The sequence below is a fragment of the Chitinophaga sp. 01L420 genome (assembly GCF_056399985.1).
In genome coordinates, this window is record NZ_JBFTSK010000007.1 from 61676 (window position 1) to 85057 (window position 23382).

The following is a 23382-nucleotide window of genomic DNA, read 5'->3' on the forward strand; positions in this document are numbered from 1 at the left end:
GGGAAATGTTTGAGAGGTTTGCATAACAATAGATTTTCTATTATGCTCAAATATATGATTAAATAGCTTTAAAGGCAGTATTTGAACTGTTTTAGTATTAGTAATTTGCTTTTATATGTGCAATTGATTGAATTATAATGAAAGTATAATACCTAAATTGAAGAGAATATGCTTTTAAAGCTTCATTATGAGTGATAAAGTATTCAATAGAATCAAGGCTGTACTGGCGGAGAAGGGAAAAACCAATAATTGGTTAGCAGAAACATTGAAGGTGAATAGGACTTCTGTTTCGAAATGGTGTACTAATAACATGCAGCCAACAGTGGAGACATTGTTTGAGATAGCGGAGGCATTAGATGTGGAGGCTAGGGAATTGTTGGTAATTAGAAAGATTAAATAAAATTTAAGAATTTAGTATATTGTGTTTACGTTAAAACTTCTTTTCTAAGCAGGTTATCTGTCTTATGAAAGAGTCCTCATGATAACTTAATCTAATTTATAACCCATGGATGAAATCACCTCAGAATACGATTTACCAGTACTAGCATAATTAAGATACTAGGTAATTTTCCCAATGCTGTTGCATAGAAAAATCTATTTCTATATGTAGAAGCCATTTAAGCTTTCAAAATTTTATCATATCATTTAGATGATTACCCTTTTTCAAGGTGCTGTGTTTTCATAGTTCTTGTTTCCATTAGCTATTTGGTTCTATTTAATAATTTTCATGTGAAGTATTTAGAATGGAATAATATTATTGCCTCACATTTCTTTGACTCGACCAAAGCAGGGTGTGAAGTGCTTTTGTATATAACTCAAGAAGAAGTAACAAAATTAGGAAAAGAAAATTTTAGCTTTTCTTCAGATGAGGAAAGTTGGAAGGACTATTGTAGGGCCGTTAAGGTCGGTTTGCGAGGAAATGGTATGTCGAGATCATTTTCAGAAAACGTTAGATATAGTATTGAGGAATGGAGTAAATATTGTAAGTGGATTTTCGAGCTTAAGAATCAGCATCCCTTTGAAATAGATGGAGTTTATGTCACTAATAAGGCTACAAGTATAACTTATCCCATTTTTATTGGGTTTATTCCTATTTTAATAATCCCACTAACTGAAAGTAAAATTGGTATTAGGGCTAATTCATATTATGACCCGCTTAATGATTTTTTGCATGTAAATAATATTTCCAGCAAGAAGGAAGGAACAAGTACTTTTGCTCAAATAGACCCTCTTTGGCGGCAGTTGGATAAATGGAGTAAGGAGTATTTTAAGACTGATTTAGGGTTGTTTACAGAAAGACAATTTGGAAATCCTAATTGGAAATATGTTGGAAAGATTTTCTCTCAATGCCTCCTTACTCCTAAGAATATTAGAGATATTTCTAAAGTTTTTTGGGAAGCAGATATTGCCCCGCATTCATTTATATCAGATAAGCGCCTGGAAGCAATATTATTAAATTATGGTGGCAAATGCGCGGGATTCAGCAACAAGCTTATGGAGATTGTCAGAGAAGATAATCATCCATTGAAAAAAATAGTACTTGATATAGTTAGGAGCCATTTTGAGAGTTGGGAAGGAGAGGTTATTCAGTATCAAGAAGATGGATATTTGATGAAACCTAAGTCAGGATGGATTTATAGCGTTTTGCTTTCATCATTTGAATTAGATTTTAGTAATGAAGAGTTAAATCATTCATACTATTTATATTCCAAGAATGACTTTCCGGAGGATTTGACTTTGAATGATCAGTTTGTTACGTATCTCTCAAATGGATTTTCTAGTGCAATAAAAGTACCATTTGATCAGAAAATTGAATGGAGAGATACCGATAATAAATGGAGAACGACCCCGACAAAGAATGACATAATTTTATATTCATCGGGGATGAATTTTGGATTGTCTGCTGATACATATATTGAGACTGAGACAATGAGCAGGTTGGCAAAAATGTATCTTATGTGCTCTTCTAGAAAGAGGGAGTCAATTGAAGAATGGGGATTGCATTTTGAGCCTAATAATTTCAAAAGATTGGATTATGATAATATTCCTAACGGGTTTTTATTATATCGATTTAATAATCCGATAATTGAACATAGTACGGAGGATGTGTTGAAGTTTTCTCCAGATAAAAAAATTGTATTTAGAGGGGGGCTTAAAATTTCCAATCGAGATTTTCTAAATTATTTTTTACCCAATATAGCAATAGTAGGTGCAGATGGTAGTGAAAGGATTTTTTTGGAGTATACTGAGTCAAAGGATAAAGTATATCTGACAAGAAGTGTATTAGTTCTAGATGAATTTATGCTCCCATCTGAAATGGCACTTGATAGCTTTTTTACTATTGGGAGTGACAATGAAGATTTGATAGGATCCAATATACCGTACAGAATTGTTGAAAGCAAATTCAATCCAAATGATATTATTGAAAGTGACCTGGTGAAAAGAAATAATAGAGGTGAAGTTTGCACGTCAAATGTGCCTTCTTATGTAAGAGGGAGTAATACAGTATACGACAATTGGCAAAGACAGGCGATATGCTTACCATATTTTTTCCCATCAGATTATGAAATGACATTTTTTAATAATGAAAGGGAGGATTATCTATTGTCAAATGGAAATCTAGTACTTGAGTACTTGACACAAATGAAAAGCATATGCTTTGAAAAATTCTCATATGTAATTGACCTAATAGCAAATAGAAGTGAGGTTTGGAAGAATGATAAGGGCTCTTCAAACCCAAAATATATTAAGCAACAATCAATAAATTACTATGACTATCTTGGCTTTTTAGACTATGATTATTCATTAGATAGAATTACTATTAATAAGCCACAAATAATATTGATCCCTTCTTCTAAGAGTGTTGAAGCTATTTTAATAGGTGGACGTATTAAAAAGACTATAGAACAGCTATCTAGTATTTGCGTTGATGAAAAGATACGTCTCCAGATTATTCCACAGCAAGAACAGCTAAATAGCTATTTGCTCCCGGACACTATTAAACTCATACCAGCTGATTGCAAGAATAGTTCTCAGGCATGGATGAAACTAAGGCGAATAGCAGAGAAATTGCATATTCAATTTAATGAAATCCAACGGCCTTATTGTCAACCTCAGATTGTTCAATTCGGATTACAGGATTTTAGTAATACTTTGATCGACTATAAAAATTATTTGCTGAATAATGCCCAAGGTTTGGATGGCGATATCGAGTGGGCTAGAAAAACGTTTAATATTGACGAGCTGAAATTTAAAAAAGATAGTGATCTGAAAATAGACAAAGAATTGTCATTTCATGAGTACTATTTCAATTATAAATTCAAATATATTATATGGATTGGTGGACGGAGTTATCAAGTAGACAGAAGTTGGGGTAAGTTTTTATTGCTAGCAGAGATTGGGAAAAATGTTATTTTTTATTCTAAAGAAAAGGAAATTCTCGCAATTCCAATAACGATTCAGCTACCAAGATTAATTGCTGAATCGATAATGCTTTTGAGTGGACAAGCTCCATATCTGAAGAGAATAGAAGTCAATAATAAGATGCATATTTATCAATTGTATCAAAATGTGCCCAAGCTTTTTGCGGAGAACTTATTCAAGAAATTTAATCAACAGTTACAAATTCATAATAGTTTATAGATCATGCGTAATCCCATTTACTCATTCGATATCATAAAGGATAATTTTATCAGATATGTAGAAACTGCATTTGACACTAAGTTTGATAGTGTTGATAAAGAGCGAAGAGATATATTGAATAGAGATAAAGTATTGTATCGGGAGCCGTGGATCGAACCTCTTCCAGATTATAAGTCAAGTGGAAAGTATATCTCATCCTTAAGTAAAGAGGATCTGGGAGATGCTTTAAATGATTACGAACTCGACTTATTTAAAGGGCTTGTTAAAACCGGATTATTTTCAGATTCCTACCCACTACACTTTCATCAAGCAGAAATGTTAAGAAAAGTAATGGGAGGAAAACACTGTATTATTACTTCTGGTACCGGATCCGGTAAAACAGAGTCTTTTTTGCTGCCACTGTTTGCGCAGTTAAGTAAGGAATTAGCTAGTTGGGGAAATTCTAAAGGTTGCAATAGTAACAAATGGTGGAATAATGAAAGTTTGAAGGACAAAGATATCGTATCACCTGATTTAGATTATGAACTATCCATCAATGTTAGACAAAGGCCTGGAGATAACAGGCCTCAGGCCGTCAGAGCGCTAATTTTATATCCAATGAATGCGTTAGTGGAAGATCAACTTACGAGATTGAGAAAATCTCTAGATTCTGACAATACGAGAGCTTGGCTTAAAGAAAATGCAAAGAATAATGCTATATATTTTGGACGTTATAATGGTAATACTCCTACCTCTGGCGAATTATTTTATTTTAAGGATGATGGATCTAAAGCGATTAACAAATTTAAGATTGGGCAATTGCGAGAAGAATTAAAAAAGGTTGATAATGAGTCTAGTAATGTAATTGATTTTTTTAATTCAGGTAATCATACTTCTACAAGTAGAGAGGATTTGCTTTCTTTTTTTCCACGATTAGATGGTGCTGAAATGAGGTGTCGTTTTGATATGCAAGTAGCGCCACCGGATATAATGATCACTAATTACTCAATGTTGAGTATTATGTTAATGCGTGATGTTGACGATGGCATTTTTAACAAGACTAAAGATTGGCTGTATTGTGAGGATGAATTTTCAATCGAATTATCGACGGAGCAAAAAGTAGAAGAAAGAAAGAACAGAATATTTCATTTAATTATTGACGAATTACATCTTTACAGAGGAACACAAGGAACAGAAGTCGCGTATCTATTGAAGCTTATACTAAGTAGATTGGGTCTTCATCCTGGACACGAGCAATTGAAGATACTTGCATCCTCAGCATCTTTAGATAGTGAAGATGAAAAAAGCCTGGAGTTTATTCAGGATTTTTTTGGGGTTACAAATGTCAAAGAATCATTTGAAATAATAGTAGGTGTTAATAATCCAATTGAAAAATTATCTAATAATCAATCATTACTGTTGCCTGTTTCTCCTTTTAAAGCGATAAAAGATGCTTATTATGATAACTGTGAAGATTTAAATAGTGATGGTTTTAAACAAGCATGTTACTCTTCTGCGCATGAATTGATGAAGTTTTCGATGCTCTCTATTGATGATCCTGATGAGATCTCATTGCTTCTGAGAGTATTGGTTGATAGAAAGCTAAGATTACGAGAACGCCTATATAAGGCTTGTTTAATTGAGAATAATGAGAGGGCAGTATGTTCTATTAGAGCTAATGGGGACAATGAATCAACGAATATTTTATCTGAAAGTATCTTTGGTAATACATCTTCTAACGAAGATCTTCGAGATGCTTTGGGAGGTCTTTTTATTTTGCGCTCCCTTTATGATATGCCTATTTATCAATCAATTGAAGGGGAAAATATTCAATCAAAGCTACCTAGGTTTAGATTTCATTTTTTCTTTAGAAATATCGAAGGCCTTTGGGGATCGTTGAAACCGGATGATAATGATAAGAAATATAATGATGAATTGCGTACGGTAGGACGCTTGTATCCGCAAGCACAAATAAAGTCAAATAAAGGTTATCGGGTATTGGAATTGCTATATTGTGATAGTTGCGGTACAACTTTGTTTGGTGGTAGTAGATTAAGAGTTGATGATTCAACCTTTGAATTGTTGCCGCTCAGCCCCAATATTGAGGGAATACCTGAAAAAACGCCACACAAATTGCTTGAGAGAAGAACTTACCAGGATTATGCCGTTTTTTGGCCAATGGGTAAACAAGATTTTGAGCCTCATGAGAAGCCACAGAAATATTGGCATCAAACTACAGTTGGCACTTCCATAGATCAAGTTCTGTTTAGAGCTCAATGGGTGCCTGCATGTATTAATATTTATTCGGGAGACGTTAAGGAGCAGCACACAAAATTTATTGAAGAACCTAATAATTGGATTAAGGGATACTATTTTAAAATAGTATCCCTTAATCAGCCGAATTTGGATATTGCTTATAATAGAAATAGCAGTAATGAAGGGACTCATAAGGCAACTCCATGTGTTTGCCCTGCTTGTGGGATTAATCATAGTAAGTGGAATAATGACTCTCCCAAAATTAAAATATCTCCTATAAGAGGATTTCGTACAGGTTTCGCGAAGTCTAGCCAAATGTTTGCAAAGGAACTGTTGTATCAATTACCCAATAATCCTGAAGAAAGGAAGTTGGTAGTGTTTTCTGATAGTCGAGAAGATTCAGCTCAAGTTGCCAATGGGATTGAAAGAAACCATTTTATAGATTTATTAAGGGAGTTATTAATTAAAGAACTCAATTATAGTCTAATAACGAAACTTAAAATCTTGACAGCTTTTAAAGGTGGAGATGGAGTTAAGGTTGATGAGTTCAGATCTACATATTCGAATTTGGTAGCTGAAGTAGAGGAGATTTGGGAAGATGCTAATACAAAGAGTACCACTCCTAAATCAACAGATAGAAAGAATGTTGCATTAAAACAGATTAAAGAAATTGAGGCCCGAATAATAAGAGTGAGAGACTTGGTGGAGTATACAAGTGGTCAAGATCTGGCGCCTTTAATAAAAAAACTTGTTGAATTAGGAATTAATCCAGGAGGGAATGATATCCGGTTACAAACAGCCCTGCATAATAATAGCGTTATTAAGTGGTATGATGTAGTTGACTTTGAAAATATGAAGTGGATAGATGGTGTTGATCCAAATTTTGTGCAAGAAATTAAGAAAGGAACTTTTAGTAAACTGGCTACGATGTTTTTTGCATCGCTATTCTATTCGTTTGAAAGCTCCGCTTTAGGGTTTTTAACAATTAATCCTGAAACGGATAAGTTGCAAGAATACGCTGATAAAGCAGGTCTTAGAAAGAATGATTTTCTTGATATTGTTAATTCGTCAATAAGGATATTAGGGGATAAGTATAAGCACAATCAAATTGATGATGAAAATTTCCCATTGCAAATAGTTGAGTATAAAAATCTTCCCATTTTATTAAGGGACTATATCTGGCAGGTGGGCAATTCACTTGGTATTGATCCTATTCAAATTGGGCAAAATGTTTTTAATCTACTAACCTCTTTGCGTATACTTAGAAGTGATACAGGTCTCCAATTTCAGGATTTGTATATAAAAGTATCTATAGCTACAGATAAAGTTTGGATTACTTCTAAAGGGAAGAGGGCGCACTTACACTTTTCAGGAGGATTTTGTACTCAAACAAAGAAGCATTTGGACAAAGATAGTAACATAAAATGCGAAGATATTTGGGATAAAAACTATATTTCATACACGGCAATAAAATTGAATAGACAGCCGATAAGGCTTCATTGCGAAGAACTTACTGGTCAAACAGATAATCAATTTCAAAGACAACGGCACTTTAGAAATGTTGTATTACCAAATGAAGGAAATGCATTGGTTAAGCGTATTGACTTATTAAGTGTTACAACGACTCTCGAAGTTGGGGTAGACATTGGTGCACTGCAAGCAGTTATGCTTGCAAATATGCCCCCACAAAGATTTAACTATCAACAAAGGGTTGGAAGAGCTGGGAGAAGGGGGCAAGCGTATTCAGTTGTTTTGACCTTTTGTAGAGGTCGAAGTCATGATGAATTTTATTTTTCAAATCCTCAAAGAATAACAGGAGATAGGCCGCCTACTCCCTTCTTGACCATGAAGCAGGAGCGAATATGCTTAAGATTAATAACTAAAGAGATCTTAAGACAGGCATTTAAGACTATAGATGTAAATGAGAATAATGATGAAGATAAGTCTAGTATACACGGTGTATTTGGAAAGGTCCATAATTGGAGTAATTATAAAGAGAAACTAGTTACGTGGATTAGTTCAAATGGATTTGAGATTGACTCAATTATTAATACATTACTGCCAATTCAGTTGCTAGCTGTAGCAGAAGATCTTCATTCATATTTTAGTGATACAGAAACGGGTAAAGGATTTATATCTAGACTTCAAACAGTCATAGATAATTCTGAAATACCGACTGATGATATTTCTCAAAAGTTTGCTGAAAGTGGCATCTTGCCTATGTTTGGAATGCCTACGGATGTTAAGAACTTATATCACGGGATTGCAAGAGATAACTCGATTCTAAAAATAGACAGACCTCAAGCAATGGCTATTTACGAATTTGCGCCTATGGCTCAAAAGACAAAAGATAAAGCTATATATCAATCAATAGGATTTACGAGTGAAATGATAGAAAGGAGGTCAAAAACTGGGAGTAAATTTGTTACTAACAAAGTGGATGATAAAACCGGAAATTCTCCCTTTTATCTGAGCAGATGGATGGAAAGGTGTAAGAAATGTGGGTATAATAAGACTTATGGAGAGAGTACTAAACCTACTAATGCTCAATGTCCGTACTGCGGAAATCCAGAGGCAAGTACTTATAGTGTCTTTGTTATTAAATCTCCAAAATCTTATAGAACAAATCTCCTCCTGGGGACAGATTCAAAAGATGAATCGGAGTTTATTACTAATAGACCTCCCATCTATGCTGATCATTCCACAGATGATGACTCAAAGCGGAATGAATTATATTGGGCGAATTGCAAAATTGTGATTTCTGATAAAGATGTTACCTGGCGCGTAAACTCAAATGGAGATAAACTATATAAAGGAAGTTATTGCGATATAACCAATTATAATAATGAATCTAAGCAAACTCATTATTTTTATAATCAGTGGGTTGCTGATGGCTTAAACTCTCCCTCCACGCCATCTAATGATAATCGAGTACTCTTCTCAAAGGGATTCTCTGAGGAGCCATTAGCAATTGCAATTAATAAGAAAACTGAAATTTTGAAGATCTTTCCCATTTCAGTTCCGCAGGAGCTTAACTTGGATATGTTTAAATTATCTGAAAATCCTAACTACATAGATCGGCAAAGCCTTGGAGTTAGAGCTGGATTCTATTCGGCGGCATTTATTTTGCAAAGAGTGCTTGCTGATTCTTTAGATATAGATCCAACAGAGGTGGAAATTGCAGACATAACAAAAGTTGAAATATTTGATACTATTAAAAAGAATGTTGCAGAAATAATAATGACAGATGAGCTACCAAACGGTTCTGGTTTTGTGAGACATTTATACAATAATTTTAGTGAAATACTGGATGAAACTTTAGCACCTCGAGGAGTAGGATCATATATTCAAAAGATTCATTCAGTCTCTCATAGAGCTAGCTGTGAAGACGCTTGTTATGATTGTTTGAAGGTATACAGGAATATGAATTGGCACAGTTTATTAGATTGGAGACTAGGTCTTGGTATACTGCAGCTGATTAAAAATGGAAGTTATAAATCGGGGGCGGATGGTCGATTTGTTGATTATACTGAATTGAAAGATTGGCTAGAAACAGCTTTCTCTTTAAGAGATCAATTTATTGAGAGTTTTTTTGTTACTAGCTCATCTAGCAAAGAGGAATTTGTTATTGATTTTAATGGAATTCCTGCCATTAAACATGGATCTCCTAAGCGTGGGAGAAGGAAGGTGATTTTGATTGTTCATCCATTTTGGAATCTGGAGAAGCCGGAAGAAGACGCATGGTATACTGTTGGTATGGCAGAAGCTCACGAATATATTTCTAGTAAAGGTGGAATTTCTGAAGATGATTTTGAATGCTTGGATACGTTTAATCTTCAAAGACGAATTGGGTGGTGTTATCAAAAAATAATGAATAAATGATCTATAGCATACCTTCATTTAAGATTCTTCCGTTAGCGAGGCTATCGGCCAGTCAATATTATTCAGTTACTCAGTGTCCTTACAAACAGGTATTGGCAAATTCATTGAGTCGTAAACATCTCCTGCCTAATAGTCCTAGCGCTTATTTGGGTAGCGTATTGCATAAAGTTATTGAGTTAATATCAAAAAATGTTATTGAGAACAATGAGCAATTTGAATTTTATTGGAAATTGGAAATAGAAAGAAAAGAAGATGAATTGAAAGCTTTGGGACTATCGCATTTAGTGCCACTAAAACATTTTGCTAATGATTTTGCATTAAAGAAGCTTCAAGTTAAGAATCTCATTAAAGGTAAACGATTAGTACATAAATCATTTACTTCGACGGCAAGAAAGTACCTTTCGGAAGTAGCATTAACAAATAAAGATAAAACAATTACAGGAACTGCTGATTTAATAACGCAAGATGGCGACTATATATCTATTGCTGATTTTAAGTCAGGAAACATATAYGAGATTCAACCTGGTGATGAAGGGGATCCAATTACTATCATTAAAAGGGAGTATGAACTTCAACTAAAGCTATATGCCTATTTATTTTACGATATGAATGGATTATTTCCTAGAGATTTGTATATCGTTACAATAGCTAATTTATATATAGAAATTATTTTTACTTTTGAGGAGTGCGAGAGAATATATTCTGATGCAATCACAACACTATCGTCGATTAATAAGATTATATCTGATGGTGATTTTGATAAGCTTGCTGTTTGTAATGCTACCAATTGTAGATCATGCTCTTGTAGACCTGCTTGTATTTATTATAGCAATTGGCATAAAGTAAATTACGCTCAGACAAGAGATTTGGCAGGCATACTTATGGACATTAATGTGTTTGGAAATGGCACTTTAGGGGTTGAGCTTATCGCAGATGATGCTAGATTTTTCGTAAATGGTTTTTCGGTTCAGATGAGAGGATTTTTTGCAAAGTTATTAGGCAAAGAAATTAAGCTTTTTAATTTGGTTAAGAATAGTAAATCATTAAACGCGACCTCAAATAATTTTACAGTTATATATGCCTAAGAACAATCATGAGTTTCCAATATTGTCCTTCTTTTCTGGAGGGGGCTTAATGGATATGGGATTTATTAAAGCTGGATTTGATATAATCTGGACAAATGAAGTTGATTTAAGATTCGCTGATTTTTATAAACAAGGAATAACATCGTGGAAGAATGGAATTGGGTTAGGAGAAGATGGTATTGAATATTCTATTTCCAATACAAAGTCTATAAAATTGATACCTCCAGCGCAAATAATTGCAGAGGCCTTTGGAAAAGAGGGCAAAAGGCCATTCGGAATAATAGGGGGACCTCCATGCCAAGACTTTAGCGTAAATGGTAATTTGAATGGTTTTAAGGGTGCTAGAGGTTCTTTAACAGATGCCTATTTGTATAAAATCCTTGAACTTCAACCTGCTTTTTTTGTAATGGAAAATGTGACAGGATTGATAAAAATAAAGAAAAATGCAGAACATTTCTTTGATTTACTAAGAATAATGAAGGATGATTTCTTGATTGATTGGGATGTCTTAAATAGCTTGGAATACGGGGTGCCTCAATCGCGTGAAAGGATTTTTGTAGTTGGAATCTTGAAAAAGATGTTTGACTTAGGAAATATAAATCATAATGAAGATGGCAAATGGTTTCCTTTTCATAGGAATACTAAATTTAAAAATCCGCAAGAGCTTTATAATTGGCCTGAATCAGTTTCATTTGGTTCAAAGGTTGAAGAGCCTGAAGGGATCCCATTGAGTCTTTGTGTTGAATCTTGTTTGGTAAAAGAGGGTACAGAAAATAATATTCCCAATGCAAATGAATATTTTAATTTGAAAGGAGATAAAAGAAGACTAAGGGGAATAAAGGAAGGCGAGACAAGCCGGAGGTCTTTCAAAAGACTCCATAGGTATAGGTATAGCCCTACTGCTTGCTACGGGAATAATGAAGTACATCTGCATCCATACCAGCATAGGCGTTTGTCTGTTCGTGAAACATTACGAATTCAAGGTGTGGAGGATTGTTATGTATTAACGACCAAAGGTTTACTATCAAAAAAATTTAAAATGATTGGAAATGGTGTTCCAACTCCTTTAGCTTTAGCATTGGCGACTAATTTGAAAGGATTTATTAATGATTTGACGATTTTAGACTAGATAGATTACAACGAATTAACTATTTCCTTTAATCTCTCTATTGAGGTTTTAGCCATATTCTTGTGCAACATGCGATGACAGTTTGAGCATACAAGGGCTAAATCGTTTAGACTTGTTCTTCGAGACGTTTTAATATTAGATAGGGGGACGCGATGGTGACATTCAATAAATCCTTTTCCAAGATCTCCGTAGGAGCTATGAAAATCAAAACCACATACTTCACACAGAAGCCTCCCTTTTTTCTCCAGTATATCTTCCTTTTTACGTTTAACAATTTGGGGAGATCTTTCTCTAAACTTATGAAGTTTATACAATATAGTACCTTCTTCTACGGAGTCTTCTAAGGTTTGTTCATCTTCTTCGATATGTAATATTTCCTCTTTTATCTCCTCACTATTTGTAATATTAATGATCTCTTTAACGATATTATTTAGTTGATCTCTTTTCTCAAAATATTCCTCGAATATTTCTTTATCCAGCTTAGAGCCTCTGGTCATACCCTTGCCATGGTAATTCTTCTTATCGAAAGGTAAAAAATTACTTAGTTTGAGAGCTACACCATTTGCATTCCTGAATTTTTCTTGATCTGGTCTATTTGATATAATCGGAAGGTCATTCAACAATTTACTTAATGCTATCACCTTGGGATTCTTTTTATCGATACTGCCTCTATCTGGTGAAAGATACAGATGGAGCGCAAGCAAGATTTCATCTCTATGCCACTTTGGATTGCGTTTCATATCACTACGATGTTTATTGGTACAGTACGTAAGCCTAGAAAATGATACTCCGGGTTTCAAATGTAAATAACGTATTACACGAATGGGTCTAATCAATTTGAAAATGATAAAGTCATTACTTCGAGTCAAATCTCAAAATGATAAACAAATATAAAAAATACCACCGAGATCCCCACAATTGCAAATCCCCCCTATTCTCCCTAAATTTACCCCAATGCATACCGGCGATCCACAACTCTCCCATCACCAACTAAAGTCATTATTTGACCTGCTATACCTGCGCCTATGCCGTTTCGCTGATCAAATCATCGCCGATTCCGCCGCTGCAGAAGACATCGTCCAGGAAGCTTTCATCAAATTCTGGCAACACAATGCGGATGTAAAAGATCTAAAAGCCATTAAAACATTTCTGTATGTGATGGTAAGAAACGCTTGTCTTAATCACCTTAAGCACCAAAAGGTGGTAAAGAAATTCGCGCAAACGCAGACGGAGGTGGCAGAAGAAGCTGCCGTGCTCAAAGCGGAAGTATGGGGAGAAGTGTATAGAGCGATTGCCTCTTTGCCGGAAGGTTGCCGTAATGTTTTCAAGCTCAGTTACCTGGAGGGGTTAAAAAACCAGGAAATCGCTGATGAGTTGAAGATTTCCATTAATACGGTAAAAACGCAAAAAGCCAGGGCATTAGAGTTATTAAAGCTAAGATTAAAGCCGGAAGCCTTTCTTGCATTATGTCTCCTCGTTTCAGAAAAATATTTTTAGGTCTTTCACCCATTTGCAATCAGTAGATTGTTTATAGATATAGTAGCACATGGAATCATACAACCACCTGTATCACACGTCCCGGTTAATAGTGAAGTATTGGGATAATACGTTATCTGAAGAAGAGAGCGTGGAGTTGGAGGCATGGATAGCTGAGAGTGAGGGTAACAGGTTATTGTTTGAAGAATTGAGTAAGGAGGAGGTGTTGAAGGAGGAGATGCAGGCAATGGGGAAATATCATCCGCAGCAGGCCTGGGATCGTATTGAGGGAGAGGTGATGGTGAAAAGGATGGTCCCGTGGGGACGGGTGGCCGCGGCCATGGCATTGATTGTGTTGGCTATTGGCGCGAAGTGGTGGTATACTAATAGTATGGAGCCACTGACGCCAGTGATCGCGAAAACGCAGCAGATGAAGGGAAGACCGGTGCTGATCATGGGTAATGGAGAGGAGGTTGTTCTTAACGGGACTAAAGACACGTTGTTAACAGAGCAAAGCGGTGCAAAGATCCGGCAGCAGGGCAATAAGCTGGCGTATAAAGAGGCCAGCGGACCGTTAGTATATAATACCCTGCAAATACCAAGGGGAATGGATTACAGTCTTACATTGAGTGACGGCACCCAGGTATGGCTGAATGCAGAGTCGTCATTGCGTTTCCCGGTACATTTTACGGAGAACAACCGGAGAGTATATCTTACGGGAGAAGCTTACTTCGCGGTGGCCGCTAATGCGGCGAAGCCTTTCAGCGTCACCGCCGGGAAGGTAGAAGTGGCGGTATTGGGAACGGAGTTTAATATCATGGCCTATGAAAATGAGCCGGCAGTGCAAACGGCTTTAGTCAGTGGCAGTATAAAAGTAAACACAACGATATTGCAGCCAGGCTGGGTAGGTGTTACGAGTAACGGGAACACCACTACGAAGCAAATGGATATCACTGCATTGACGGGTTGGAAAAGAGACATGTTCGTATTCAGGAATGATGATATCACTACTGTATTGCACCAGTTAGAGCGCTGGTACGATGTAACGGCAGTATATCCAAAAGGAAAAGCAGGTAGCCAGCATTTCACCGGCGCCATGAAGCGCTATGATAATATAGAACAGGTACTGGAGCTATTAAATCAAACTGGGGGAGCCAACTTTAAATTGAGTGGAAGACAAATAAACGTAGCATTTTAATCAACAACCAACCAGTGTAATTGTCAGAATGATACCCGGAACGTTACGGGTAGACGATTGTCATGCTCGCTGAGCCAAAATCTCTTGTAGTCAATGAAACGATTGTTCATATTACTGCTTTGTATGCAGTATATAGTGCCGCTATGCGCGCAGTCAGTCACGGCGAGCCTGCAGAATGTGTCCGCAGAGAAAGCATTTGCCGTTATTCAGCAACAGACCGGGTACGAGTTTTTATATAATAACGAGTCGGTAAAAAAAGCGGGGACTATCAACCTGTCAGTAAAGCAGGCAACGTTGGAAACGGCTTTACAGCAGTGTTTCAGCCAGATCCCTTTTACCTGGAAGGTAGTGGATAAAACGATTGTAGTAACGCCTAAGCCGGTAGCAGCCAACACAGCGTACGCCATCAGCGGTCGGATATTGTCGTTGGATAATAAACAGCCATTGATTGGCGCTACTATCCGCGTGAAGGGTACTGATAAAGGAGCTACCAGCAATAGCAGCGGCGCGTTTTCTATTACTACCGGGATGCAGCACCCGCTGTTACAGGTGTCATTCCTGGGGTATATTACTAAAGAAATCAGAGGAGAAGAGGAACAAATCATTTATCTGGAAGAAGATAAAAAGAAACTCAGCGAAGTAGTGGTCACTACGGGTTACATCACGCTCCCGAAGGAACGCGCTACGGGCTCTTTTTCGCAGGTAGATAAGTCACAGCTGGATAAACGCATCACCACCAATATCCTCGATAAACTCGAAGGTCTCAGTACAGGCTTGTCTTTTTCAAGAAGTGTGACGTCCGATAAGCCTAAGCTGAGCCTGCGCGGCCGCAGTACCTTGTTCTCTGAAGATCAGCCCCTGATTGTAGTGAATGGTTTCCCGATAGAAGGTGATCTGAATAGCATCGATCCCGATGATGTAGAAAGCATCACCATCCTGAAAGACGCAGCAGCGGCGTCTATCTGGGGTGTTCGGGCAGCCAATGGGGTGATTGTGATCACTACCCGCCAGGGTAAATTGAATCAGCGCCCTACAGTGGAAGCGAGAACAAATATTGTTTTTGGAAAGAAGCCTGACTACAGCCAGCTGCATTTAATGAGCACCAGTGATTATATAGATGCCCAACAAATATTGTTTAAAGCAGGTAGGTTTAATAACCTGTTTTCTGTTGGCAGCAGGCTCCCTATCCCGGAAGCAGTGCAGATCTGGAAAGACGAAAAAGACGGAAAGATCAGCAGCGACATCGCTGCACAAAAAGTAAACTCACTCCATAATATTGATATCCTGGATGATTATAGTCGCTTATTTACCAGGAACACTTTAACACAGCAATACCAGGTGAATGTGAGTGGCGGTGGTGAAAACATGCAGTATTATCTATCTGCAGGATATGATAAAAATGCCAACTACATGGTTGGCAACGACTATGAGCGCTTCACGCTGAATACCAGCAACACCGTTCGTGTAACAAAAAAGCTGGAACTCAGCATCGCAGGACAGCTATCTCAAGGCAATGCCACCAACCCTTTTGACGTAACAGGTAGTTCTGCTTTCGATATCATCAGCGGATCACGTAGTGCCACAAATGTAAGTGCCCAGATCCCTTCCCCCTACTCCAGGCTGGTAGATGATAACGGCAATGCGTTGAAAGTACCGTGGTTTTATAATGATGCATTTAAGAAACATGGATATGATCAGGGATTTCTGAACATGGACTACTCCCCGCTTACAGAGTACCAGCTAATGAATCGGCGTGTAAAAAGTATGGCCGTTAACGTTAGACTGGGAGCTAACTATGAAATCACCAAAGGCTTAAACCTGGATCTGAAATATAATCTGGAAAAGAATAACGGATCAGACAGAAATCTGCAGGATCAGAACACGTTTATGGTAAGAGACAATGTAAATCTCTTTTCAGAAACGATGCCTGATGGTGAGCTGGTACGGCATCTGCCGCTGGGAGATATTTTAACGCTGGTGAAGAATGATCTCACGGCGCAAACATTCCGGGGGCAGTTAAATTTCAATCATAGCTGGCGCCAAAAGCATGTAGTGGCAGCTATTGCAGGCGCGGAGTCAAGAGAAATTCTGAGAGAAGGAAACCGGCAGCGCCTCTTCGGTTACAATGATCATACGCTGCAATTTGCGGATGTGGACATGGTCACGCAATTCCCGAACTATTTCGGTTTCACCAATTCTATTGGTAGTGCGATGGGCGTAGGTATCCCTGTAACTTACATAAAAGATCGTTTCATTTCTTACTTTAGCAATGCTTCCTACACTTATCTTAATCGCTATACCTTATCCGCCAGCGGCCGGGTAGATGGCTCTAATCTTTTTGGCGTACAGCGCAATCGTCGCCTGAATCCATTGTGGTCAGTAGGTGCTGCGTGGCAGGTGCAGCGTGAAAAATTCTTTCATGCGGATTGGGTGGATATGCTGAAGCTGCGTGTTACCTATGGTTTCAACGGTAACATCAATAAAACAGCTACAGCTTATACTACGGCTAATCTCATGCCATCAGGTGAAAATGCCACTTCTTATATTCCGTATGCGAATATTATTAATCCTGCTAATCCTAACCTGCGTTGGGAAAAAGTAGGACAAGTAAACCTTGGGGTAGACTTCGCACTATTTCACGAATCGCTGAGCGGATCGTTGGAGTATTTCAACAAGCGTGCCCAGGATCTTTTTGGAAGTGCTTTCCTGGCGCCGTCTACTGGCTTTAATAGCATCAGCAGCAACATTGCCGCGATGCGCACCCATGGTTGGGAGCTGAAGCTGGACTCCCGTAATATCAGCACAAATAATTTCAGGTGGAACACCACCTTGATGGTAAGTGTAGCAAAAGATAAGGTGACCAAGTTTTATAATACCGGCAGTAGCATGAATCCTTCGCTCTTCCTGTTATATGGCGGCCGCGATGATGATGATCGTTCTACTTATCTGCCAGTGGAAGGATATCCCCTGTTTGGTCTCTGGGCTTACCCATGGGGTGGACTGGATGCAAAAGGAAACGCCTCCATCATAGGCCCTGACGGTAAACCTATCAGGGATCGTTTGGAGGCGGGACGCATCTATGATAACATTTATAAAATGAAATACATGGGTGCCGTAAATCCACCGGTATTCGGCAGCGTGGCCAATACCTTCTCTTATAAGCAGCTGAGTCTCACGGTGAATATCCTGTATAAACTGGGACATTATTACCGTGGCAGCGACCCGGGATATTTTACCATGGCGGCTATGTACCAGCGCGGCCCGGATATCTTTAAGGACCGCTGGAAACAAGCCGGTGACGAAGCGAAAACAAATATTCCGGCCTTTACTGGTGTAAGGACGCAGGATCGGACGAACAATGATTTGTACCAGTATTCAGATGTGAATGTGAATAAAGCAGATCATGTGCGCTTGCAGGATGTATTATTAAGTTACGACATCACCCGGCAAACAGTAGCCTCGTTGCCAGTGAACCGCATCACCCTGTATGCACAAGCCAGCAACCTGGGTATTATCTGGAGCGCAAATAAAAATGGAATAGATCCGGACTATGCACCACAAACATTTTCTTCAGTGATGCCGCCGGTGCGCACACTGGCAATAGGTGCCAAAGTAGGTTTCTGATCACATCAAACAATTAAGCAATGAAGAAGAGTATTTATATAGTATTTGCTTTTATAGTGGCGGCTTTGGCAGGTTGTAAAGATTACCTGGATATACAGCCTAAAGACAAACTCATTCCTTACGGCGTGGAAGATTTTCGTTTACTGCTCGATGATCAGTGGACCATGACGCTAACACCGGGCATAGGAGATATCATGACGGATGACTTGTTTTTAACGGAAGATCAATATGGAGATATACCACAGGATTACTTTCAACGTACCTACACCTGGAGTAAAGACCTCTTCGCTCCGGATGATGATATACGGGACTGGAGTGCGCCATATAAAATAATTTTTTACGCCAATACCATCAAAGAAGGTCTGGCAGCTAATCCGGCCGGATTGCCGGAAGCGCGTAACCAGGTAGAAGGGGAAGCAGATTTTTATCGCGCTTACGCCTACTTTAACCTGTTGAATACTTTTGCAAAACAATACAACGCTGCTACAGCAGATAAAGATCCAGGTGTACCTCTTCGCTTATCTTCTGATGTAACGGTGCCGGTTACACGTAATAGTATAAAGGATGTATATGCACAGATACTCATAGATGTGAATGATGCTATAAAACTATTGCCGGTAAAAGCAACGTATAAAACAAGACCATCCCGCGCCGCAGCCCATGCGCTGGCAGCACGTATTTACCTGCAGATAGGGGATTACGATCGGGCCATGGAACAGGCTACTGCTGGCCTGTCTCTCCAAAATACCCTGTTGGATTATAACAAGGTAGATCCGGAAAACAGCCCTTTTGATGCGGTATTTCCGGTTACCATTGTGAGCAATCCGGAAGTTATTTTTATTTCATCGACTACAGGGATATATGCGAAAAATAATTTTATCTCTCCTGATGCTTATCAGCTTTATGATAGCCATGATCTACGTACTTCTTTGTTTTTTAGAGAGATGCCGGATCAGGGCGACTATCAGTTTATCGGTAGCTATAACGATGGCGGCAGTACGAATGTGCCGAATCCTTTTTCCGGATTTTCAGTGGCAGAATTATATCTCATCCGGGCGGAATGTTATGCGCGTAAAAATGAAACCGGTAAAGCGATGGGCGATCTGAATACCTTACTGGTAAATCGTTTCGAAGTAGATGCCTTTCAGTCTCTAACGGCTGCATCTCCAAAGGAAGCACTGAAAATTGTACTGAAAGAGCGTCGCAAAGAACTGATCTTCAGGAACCTCCGCCTCATGGATCTCAAACGTTTAAATGTGGATCCGGAATACGCTGTAACGTTAACGCGCACACTGAATAATGAAACATTTACGTTGTCGCCAGGAGATAACCGATACGTTTTTCCTATTCCTGCAAAAGAAACTTCCGCCACCCACCTGGAACAAAACCCAAGGTAAATTATATATCATGCGAGTGATCATCTTTTTTCTCATAGCATTGATTACCTCATCGGTAGTAATTGCGCAACAAAAGGTAGATAAATCTGTTAGAAGTAGTCTTACTTTAACAGCCTTTCAAAAAAAAGGAAAATTCCGGATCGAACAATTATCGACCGCAAAGAATGCGGTGTTGCGAAAAGCACCACCAGCGGCAATGCTGCCATTAGATAGCCTGGATCATATTACCTGGACAACAGATATCAGTGAACCGGTTATTATTAATTTATTAATGATCGGCGAATCTGCTATGGCTTCGCAAAAAGTTTATCTGAACCCCGGCGACTCTTTAAGCCTCGTGTTTAATGATCAGGATACTACTGTCCATGATATAATGATGGATACACTTCACTCTCATGCGGGTACACTGAACAACGCGCTGGCCTGGTATGAGTATACTACCAGTGCTTACGGAAAATCCATGTCGGATAGTTTTGATGCTAAACAGGCGTCTCAGCCTTTCCTGGAACAACAGCTGAAGGCAATGGATAATGCATATGCAAAGGCACAGCAGATCGCCGGTAATAATAATTATCTGAAGGCATTGCATGCTCTCAACATGATCAATAACCGTTACTATTGCTGGTGGTATTATGATGAAAATAACATTGTACCTGCCATCCCTGCATCGCTGATAGGCGCGGCTTATGATGATAAGGCCTTTGGGCTGCTGAACCAGCCTGTTTTTACAACATATATTCTTCCGGGTGAAGTGAAAGCAGGATTCTTTTTTGTATACGATTGGATGCTCAAGCAACAATTTAAAAAAGAGCGTGCCGCTATCACAAATGATAGCGCTAAAATTGCTTTCCTCGGAAAAAAAGCATTGCAGCTAAGTACTTATGCTCCCTTCAAAGAACTGGTGCAATACTGGTATGTAAAGGATGTGTATTTCCCCTATGTGCAAAAAAGCCATTCCAGTTCGGAACTGACCCTTGCCCGCAAACTGGCTGCTGATGCCGCCCTGCCGGTGAAAGATACCGCCCTCCAGAATCGTTTGCAACAACTGATTGTGACCATGGGTAATGTGTTACCAGGCACGCCCGGCCTCAATTTCGCCCTGGAAGATCATAAAGGCAAAATCTGGCATTTCAACGACCTCAAAGGAAAAGTAGTATACATCGATGTGTGGACTACCTGGTGCGGCCCTTGCCGCATGGAAGCACCGCTCTTTGAGAAAATGGCAGCCGACTACGCAGGTAAAGAAGTAGTGTTTTTAGGTATTTCGGCAGATAGACCTAAAGATAAAGTTACCTGGATAGAAATGGCCGGCCATAAACAAACCTTACAACTGTATTCCGGCGAAAAAACAGCCTTTATGCAGTATTACCAGGTTCCTGGCTACCCTACTTTCCTGCTCTTCGACAAAGAAGGAAAAGTAGTTACCGCCAATGCTCCAAGACCCAGTTCAGAAGAGATCCTGAAGGCTGCTATAAATAAACTTTTATAAGCAGTTGATAGGGATATAGCAGGCGCACCTGCGTCCTGCTTGAAAGGGGGATTACCTCTTCTTTCCGCCATAGGTTTTCTTAAGAGGAGGCTGTCTCAAGATAAGGAGATGGCCTCTTCTTATTTATACCCTGCCGCCTGCAATTCAAATAACTCTGCATAACGTCCTTTCTTTGCCAGCAGCTGTTCGTGACTGCCGATTTCTACTAACGCGCCCTTTTCCAGTACCAGTATACGATTGGCCATGCGTACAGTAGAAAACCGATGCGAAATCAATACGGCCGTTTTATCCTTGGTGAGATCTGCAAAACGCAGGAATACATTGTATTCTGCGCGTGCATCCAGTGCGGAAGTGGGCTCATCTAATATCAACAGCTGGGCATCTTTCATGTAAGCCCGCGCCAGTGCTATCTTCTGCCACTCACCACCGGAAAGTTCTATGCCCTGGTTGAAGCGACGTCCAAGCATCTGCTCATATCCCAAAGGCATTTTTTCTATAAGCGGATAAGCAAGACTTTGTTTAGCCGCATCTTCAATCATTGGCTGGTTGCTGCTTTGCGCTATATTGCCCACTGCAATATTCTGAGATACCGTCATCTGGTAACGCTGGAAATCCTGGAATATAACGCCTACCTGTGTACGTAATTCTTTCAAATCATATTCGCGTAAGTCTACGCCATCTAATAAAATCCGGCCTTCCACTGGATCGTATAAACGAGAGAGTAGCTTCACCAGTGTGGTTTTCCCTGCTCCGTTCTCCCCTACCAGCGCCAGCTTTTCACCGGCATGCAAGGTGAAGTTCAAATGACGGATGGCCCATTTATCGGAGTTGATATATTTAAAACCTACATCTTCAAAAGTAAATCCCTGTTGTATAGGTTTCGGAAAGGTCCGCGGATGAATCGGCGCCACCATCTTAGGTTGTATCTCAAAATATTCAAACAGATCACGCAGGTATAAGGCACCCTGTGTAAGCGAGGAAAAGCGGATGAGTATCCCCTGGAAGGTTGATCGCAGCTGTCGGAATGATCCTGCCAGGAAAGCCAGGTCACCAATGCTGAGATGTCCGCTGATGGTTTGCATAATAATGATCACATAGGCGGCATAGTAGCCGCCAGCACCTAATACGGCAAACGCGGTTCCCCAGACAGACTCCCTTACCTGCAGCACTTTTTTATCAGTATAAAACTTATCGGAGATCGCCCGGAACCGGTTGATCAGGAAATTGGAAAGATCAAATACTTTCACCTCTTTCGCCGTTTCGTCGCTGGCGCCGAGGTAGCGGATATAGTCCAGCTCGCGCCTGTCGGAAGTTTGCCCCCAGGCTAATTTATAATACAGATCATTGAAATGCGACTCATTTAAAAACGCGGGTATCACGGCAAGCAGCAACAATAATATCAGCCACGGATTAAATAACACCAACCCCGCTGCCAGGAAAACAATAGTAATCATGTCCTGGACCTGGCTTAATACCTGTGCCAGCAGCACCGTTCGCCCGGAAGTTTGTTGACGCGCACGCTCCAGTTTATCATAAAATTCCGCATCTTCAAACTGGTCGAGATCCAGTGTGGCAGCATGTTCCATGATTTTTACGGAAGTATGGTTGGCGAAAAGATCACCGAGCAATCCATCCAACAGTGAAATCGCACGACTCAAAGCATCTGAAATAATCGCCAGCCCGAATTCAAACGCCACCAGCTGCCAAAGCCAGGTGCTGGAATGATGGGGATCTTTATTTAACTGTACTACCTGGTCTATGATTAGTTTACCTACATAAAGTAAGGATAATGGCATGGCGGATTGCGCCACTCTAAGTACACTGTTGGCTATCGTAAGACCAGGACTCGTTTGCCATACCATGCGGAAGAATGCCGGTAGGTTGCGTAACGCTGCCAGGCGCTCTTTAAAGGTTAATTTTTCGTCCTTGCCGGAACGTTTTTTTCTTGGGCTTCCCATTGCGCTCATGCAAGTAATTTACGAAAATTGTTTCTCCAAACCTGAAAGCCGCATGCTGGTTTGGAGAGAGCGACCGCATTCGATTTATACTTTCCAGTGTTTTTCAGATTATTAATCTCCGGTTGCAACGGACTATTTTTCCTGATCATCATATGCTTTTTAGAACCTGGAGTTTACCAGCTTGCTAAGTTTTTTCTTTACATTTGAGTTCATGTGAAAAAATCGGGTTTACTATGATTTTATTGATAAGTTCCCTTGTAATCTTCT

General features: G+C 39.2%; 12 protein-coding genes. 10 read left to right on the top strand and 2 right to left on the bottom strand.

From position 1 onward, the window contains the following. The first annotated feature begins 187 nt into the window (after positions 1-187). The 5 genes from AC1DP6_RS09455 (at position 188) to AC1DP6_RS09475 (ending at position 11973) form a co-directional block, all read left to right on the top strand. Positions 188-400: a helix-turn-helix transcriptional regulator gene (locus tag AC1DP6_RS09455; protein ID WP_477054600.1), complete on the top strand. Its 213-nt coding sequence runs from the start codon at positions 188-190 to the stop codon at positions 398-400. Between the two features lie 329 nt (positions 401-729). Beyond that, the gene (locus tag AC1DP6_RS09460) at positions 730-3642 is read left to right on the top strand and encodes a hypothetical protein (RefSeq protein ID WP_477054601.1); all 2913 of its coding nucleotides are present in this window, start codon (positions 730-732) and stop codon (positions 3640-3642) included. Between the two features lie 3 nt (positions 3643-3645). Next, a complete protein-coding gene (locus tag AC1DP6_RS09465) occupies positions 3646-9759 on the top strand; it encodes a DEAD/DEAH box helicase (RefSeq protein ID WP_477054602.1) in 6114 nt (2037 codons plus the stop codon). Further along, positions 9756-10844, top strand: a complete 1089-nt coding sequence (locus AC1DP6_RS09470; RefSeq protein ID WP_477054603.1) for a PD-(D/E)XK nuclease family protein — start codon at positions 9756-9758, stop codon at positions 10842-10844. Before AC1DP6_RS09465 ends, AC1DP6_RS09470 begins: the two co-directional genes overlap by 4 nt. Beyond that, positions 10837-11973: a DNA cytosine methyltransferase gene (locus AC1DP6_RS09475; protein WP_477054604.1), complete on the top strand. Its 1137-nt coding sequence runs from the start codon at positions 10837-10839 to the stop codon at positions 11971-11973. The genes AC1DP6_RS09470 and AC1DP6_RS09475 overlap by 8 nt, the downstream gene beginning before the upstream one ends. A 5-nt stretch (positions 11974-11978) precedes the next feature. Here AC1DP6_RS09475 and AC1DP6_RS09480 read toward each other — a convergent pair whose 3' ends face one another. Then, entirely contained in the window at positions 11979-12713 is a 735-nt protein-coding gene (locus AC1DP6_RS09480) for an HNH endonuclease (RefSeq protein ID WP_477054605.1), read from the bottom strand. Positions 12714-12927: 214 nt separating this feature from the next. On the opposite strand from AC1DP6_RS09480, the gene AC1DP6_RS09485 reads away from it, so the two are divergent. From AC1DP6_RS09485 to AC1DP6_RS09505, 5 genes are all read left to right on the top strand, one after another. Continuing rightward, the gene (locus AC1DP6_RS09485) at positions 12928-13470 is read left to right on the top strand and encodes an RNA polymerase sigma-70 factor (protein ID WP_477054606.1); all 543 of its coding nucleotides are present in this window, start codon (positions 12928-12930) and stop codon (positions 13468-13470) included. Between the two features lie 49 nt (positions 13471-13519). Beyond that, positions 13520-14647 carry a FecR family protein gene (locus AC1DP6_RS09490; protein ID WP_477054607.1) on the top strand — a complete coding sequence of 376 codons (1128 nt, stop codon included), beginning with the start codon at positions 13520-13522 and terminating at the stop codon, positions 14645-14647. 93 nt (positions 14648-14740) lie between these two features. Next, entirely contained in the window at positions 14741-18271 is a 3531-nt protein-coding gene (locus AC1DP6_RS09495; RefSeq protein WP_477054608.1) for a SusC/RagA family TonB-linked outer membrane protein, read from the top strand. 20 nt (positions 18272-18291) lie between these two features. Further along, the gene (locus AC1DP6_RS09500; RefSeq protein ID WP_477054609.1) at positions 18292-19668 is read left to right on the top strand and encodes a RagB/SusD family nutrient uptake outer membrane protein; all 1377 of its coding nucleotides are present in this window, start codon (positions 18292-18294) and stop codon (positions 19666-19668) included. Between the two features lie 10 nt (positions 19669-19678). Further along, positions 19679-21157 (top strand): TlpA family protein disulfide reductase, encoded by a 1479-nt coding sequence (locus AC1DP6_RS09505; RefSeq protein ID WP_477054610.1) that lies wholly within the window; start codon positions 19679-19681, stop codon positions 21155-21157. A gap of 119 nt (positions 21158-21276) precedes the next feature. On the opposite strand, the gene AC1DP6_RS09510 is transcribed toward AC1DP6_RS09505, so the two are convergent. Next, positions 21277-23124, bottom strand: coding sequence for an ABC transporter ATP-binding protein (locus AC1DP6_RS09510; protein WP_477054611.1), 1848 nt, complete (start codon positions 23122-23124; stop codon positions 21277-21279). Positions 23125-23382: the final 258 nt, after the last annotated feature.

Coding starts and splice junctions, on each gene's coding strand:
- AC1DP6_RS09465 (WP_477054602.1), top strand. CDS start 3,646: ATGCGTAATCCCATTTACTCATTCGATATCATAAAGGATAATTTTATC.
- AC1DP6_RS09510 (WP_477054611.1), bottom strand. CDS start 23,124: ATGAGCGCAATGGGAAGCCCAAGAAAAAAACGTTCCGGCAAGGACGAA.
- AC1DP6_RS09500 (WP_477054609.1), top strand. CDS start 18,292: ATGAAGAAGAGTATTTATATAGTATTTGCTTTTATAGTGGCGGCTTTG.
- AC1DP6_RS09490 (WP_477054607.1), top strand. CDS start 13,520: ATGGAATCATACAACCACCTGTATCACACGTCCCGGTTAATAGTGAAG.
- AC1DP6_RS09505 (WP_477054610.1), top strand. CDS start 19,679: ATGCGAGTGATCATCTTTTTTCTCATAGCATTGATTACCTCATCGGTA.
- AC1DP6_RS09485 (WP_477054606.1), top strand. CDS start 12,928: ATGCATACCGGCGATCCACAACTCTCCCATCACCAACTAAAGTCATTA.
- AC1DP6_RS09475 (WP_477054604.1), top strand. CDS start 10,837: ATGCCTAAGAACAATCATGAGTTTCCAATATTGTCCTTCTTTTCTGGA.
- AC1DP6_RS09480 (WP_477054605.1), bottom strand. CDS start 12,713: ATGAAACGCAATCCAAAGTGGCATAGAGATGAAATCTTGCTTGCGCTC.
- AC1DP6_RS09455 (WP_477054600.1), top strand. CDS start 188: ATGAGTGATAAAGTATTCAATAGAATCAAGGCTGTACTGGCGGAGAAG.
- AC1DP6_RS09495 (WP_477054608.1), top strand. CDS start 14,741: ATGAAACGATTGTTCATATTACTGCTTTGTATGCAGTATATAGTGCCG.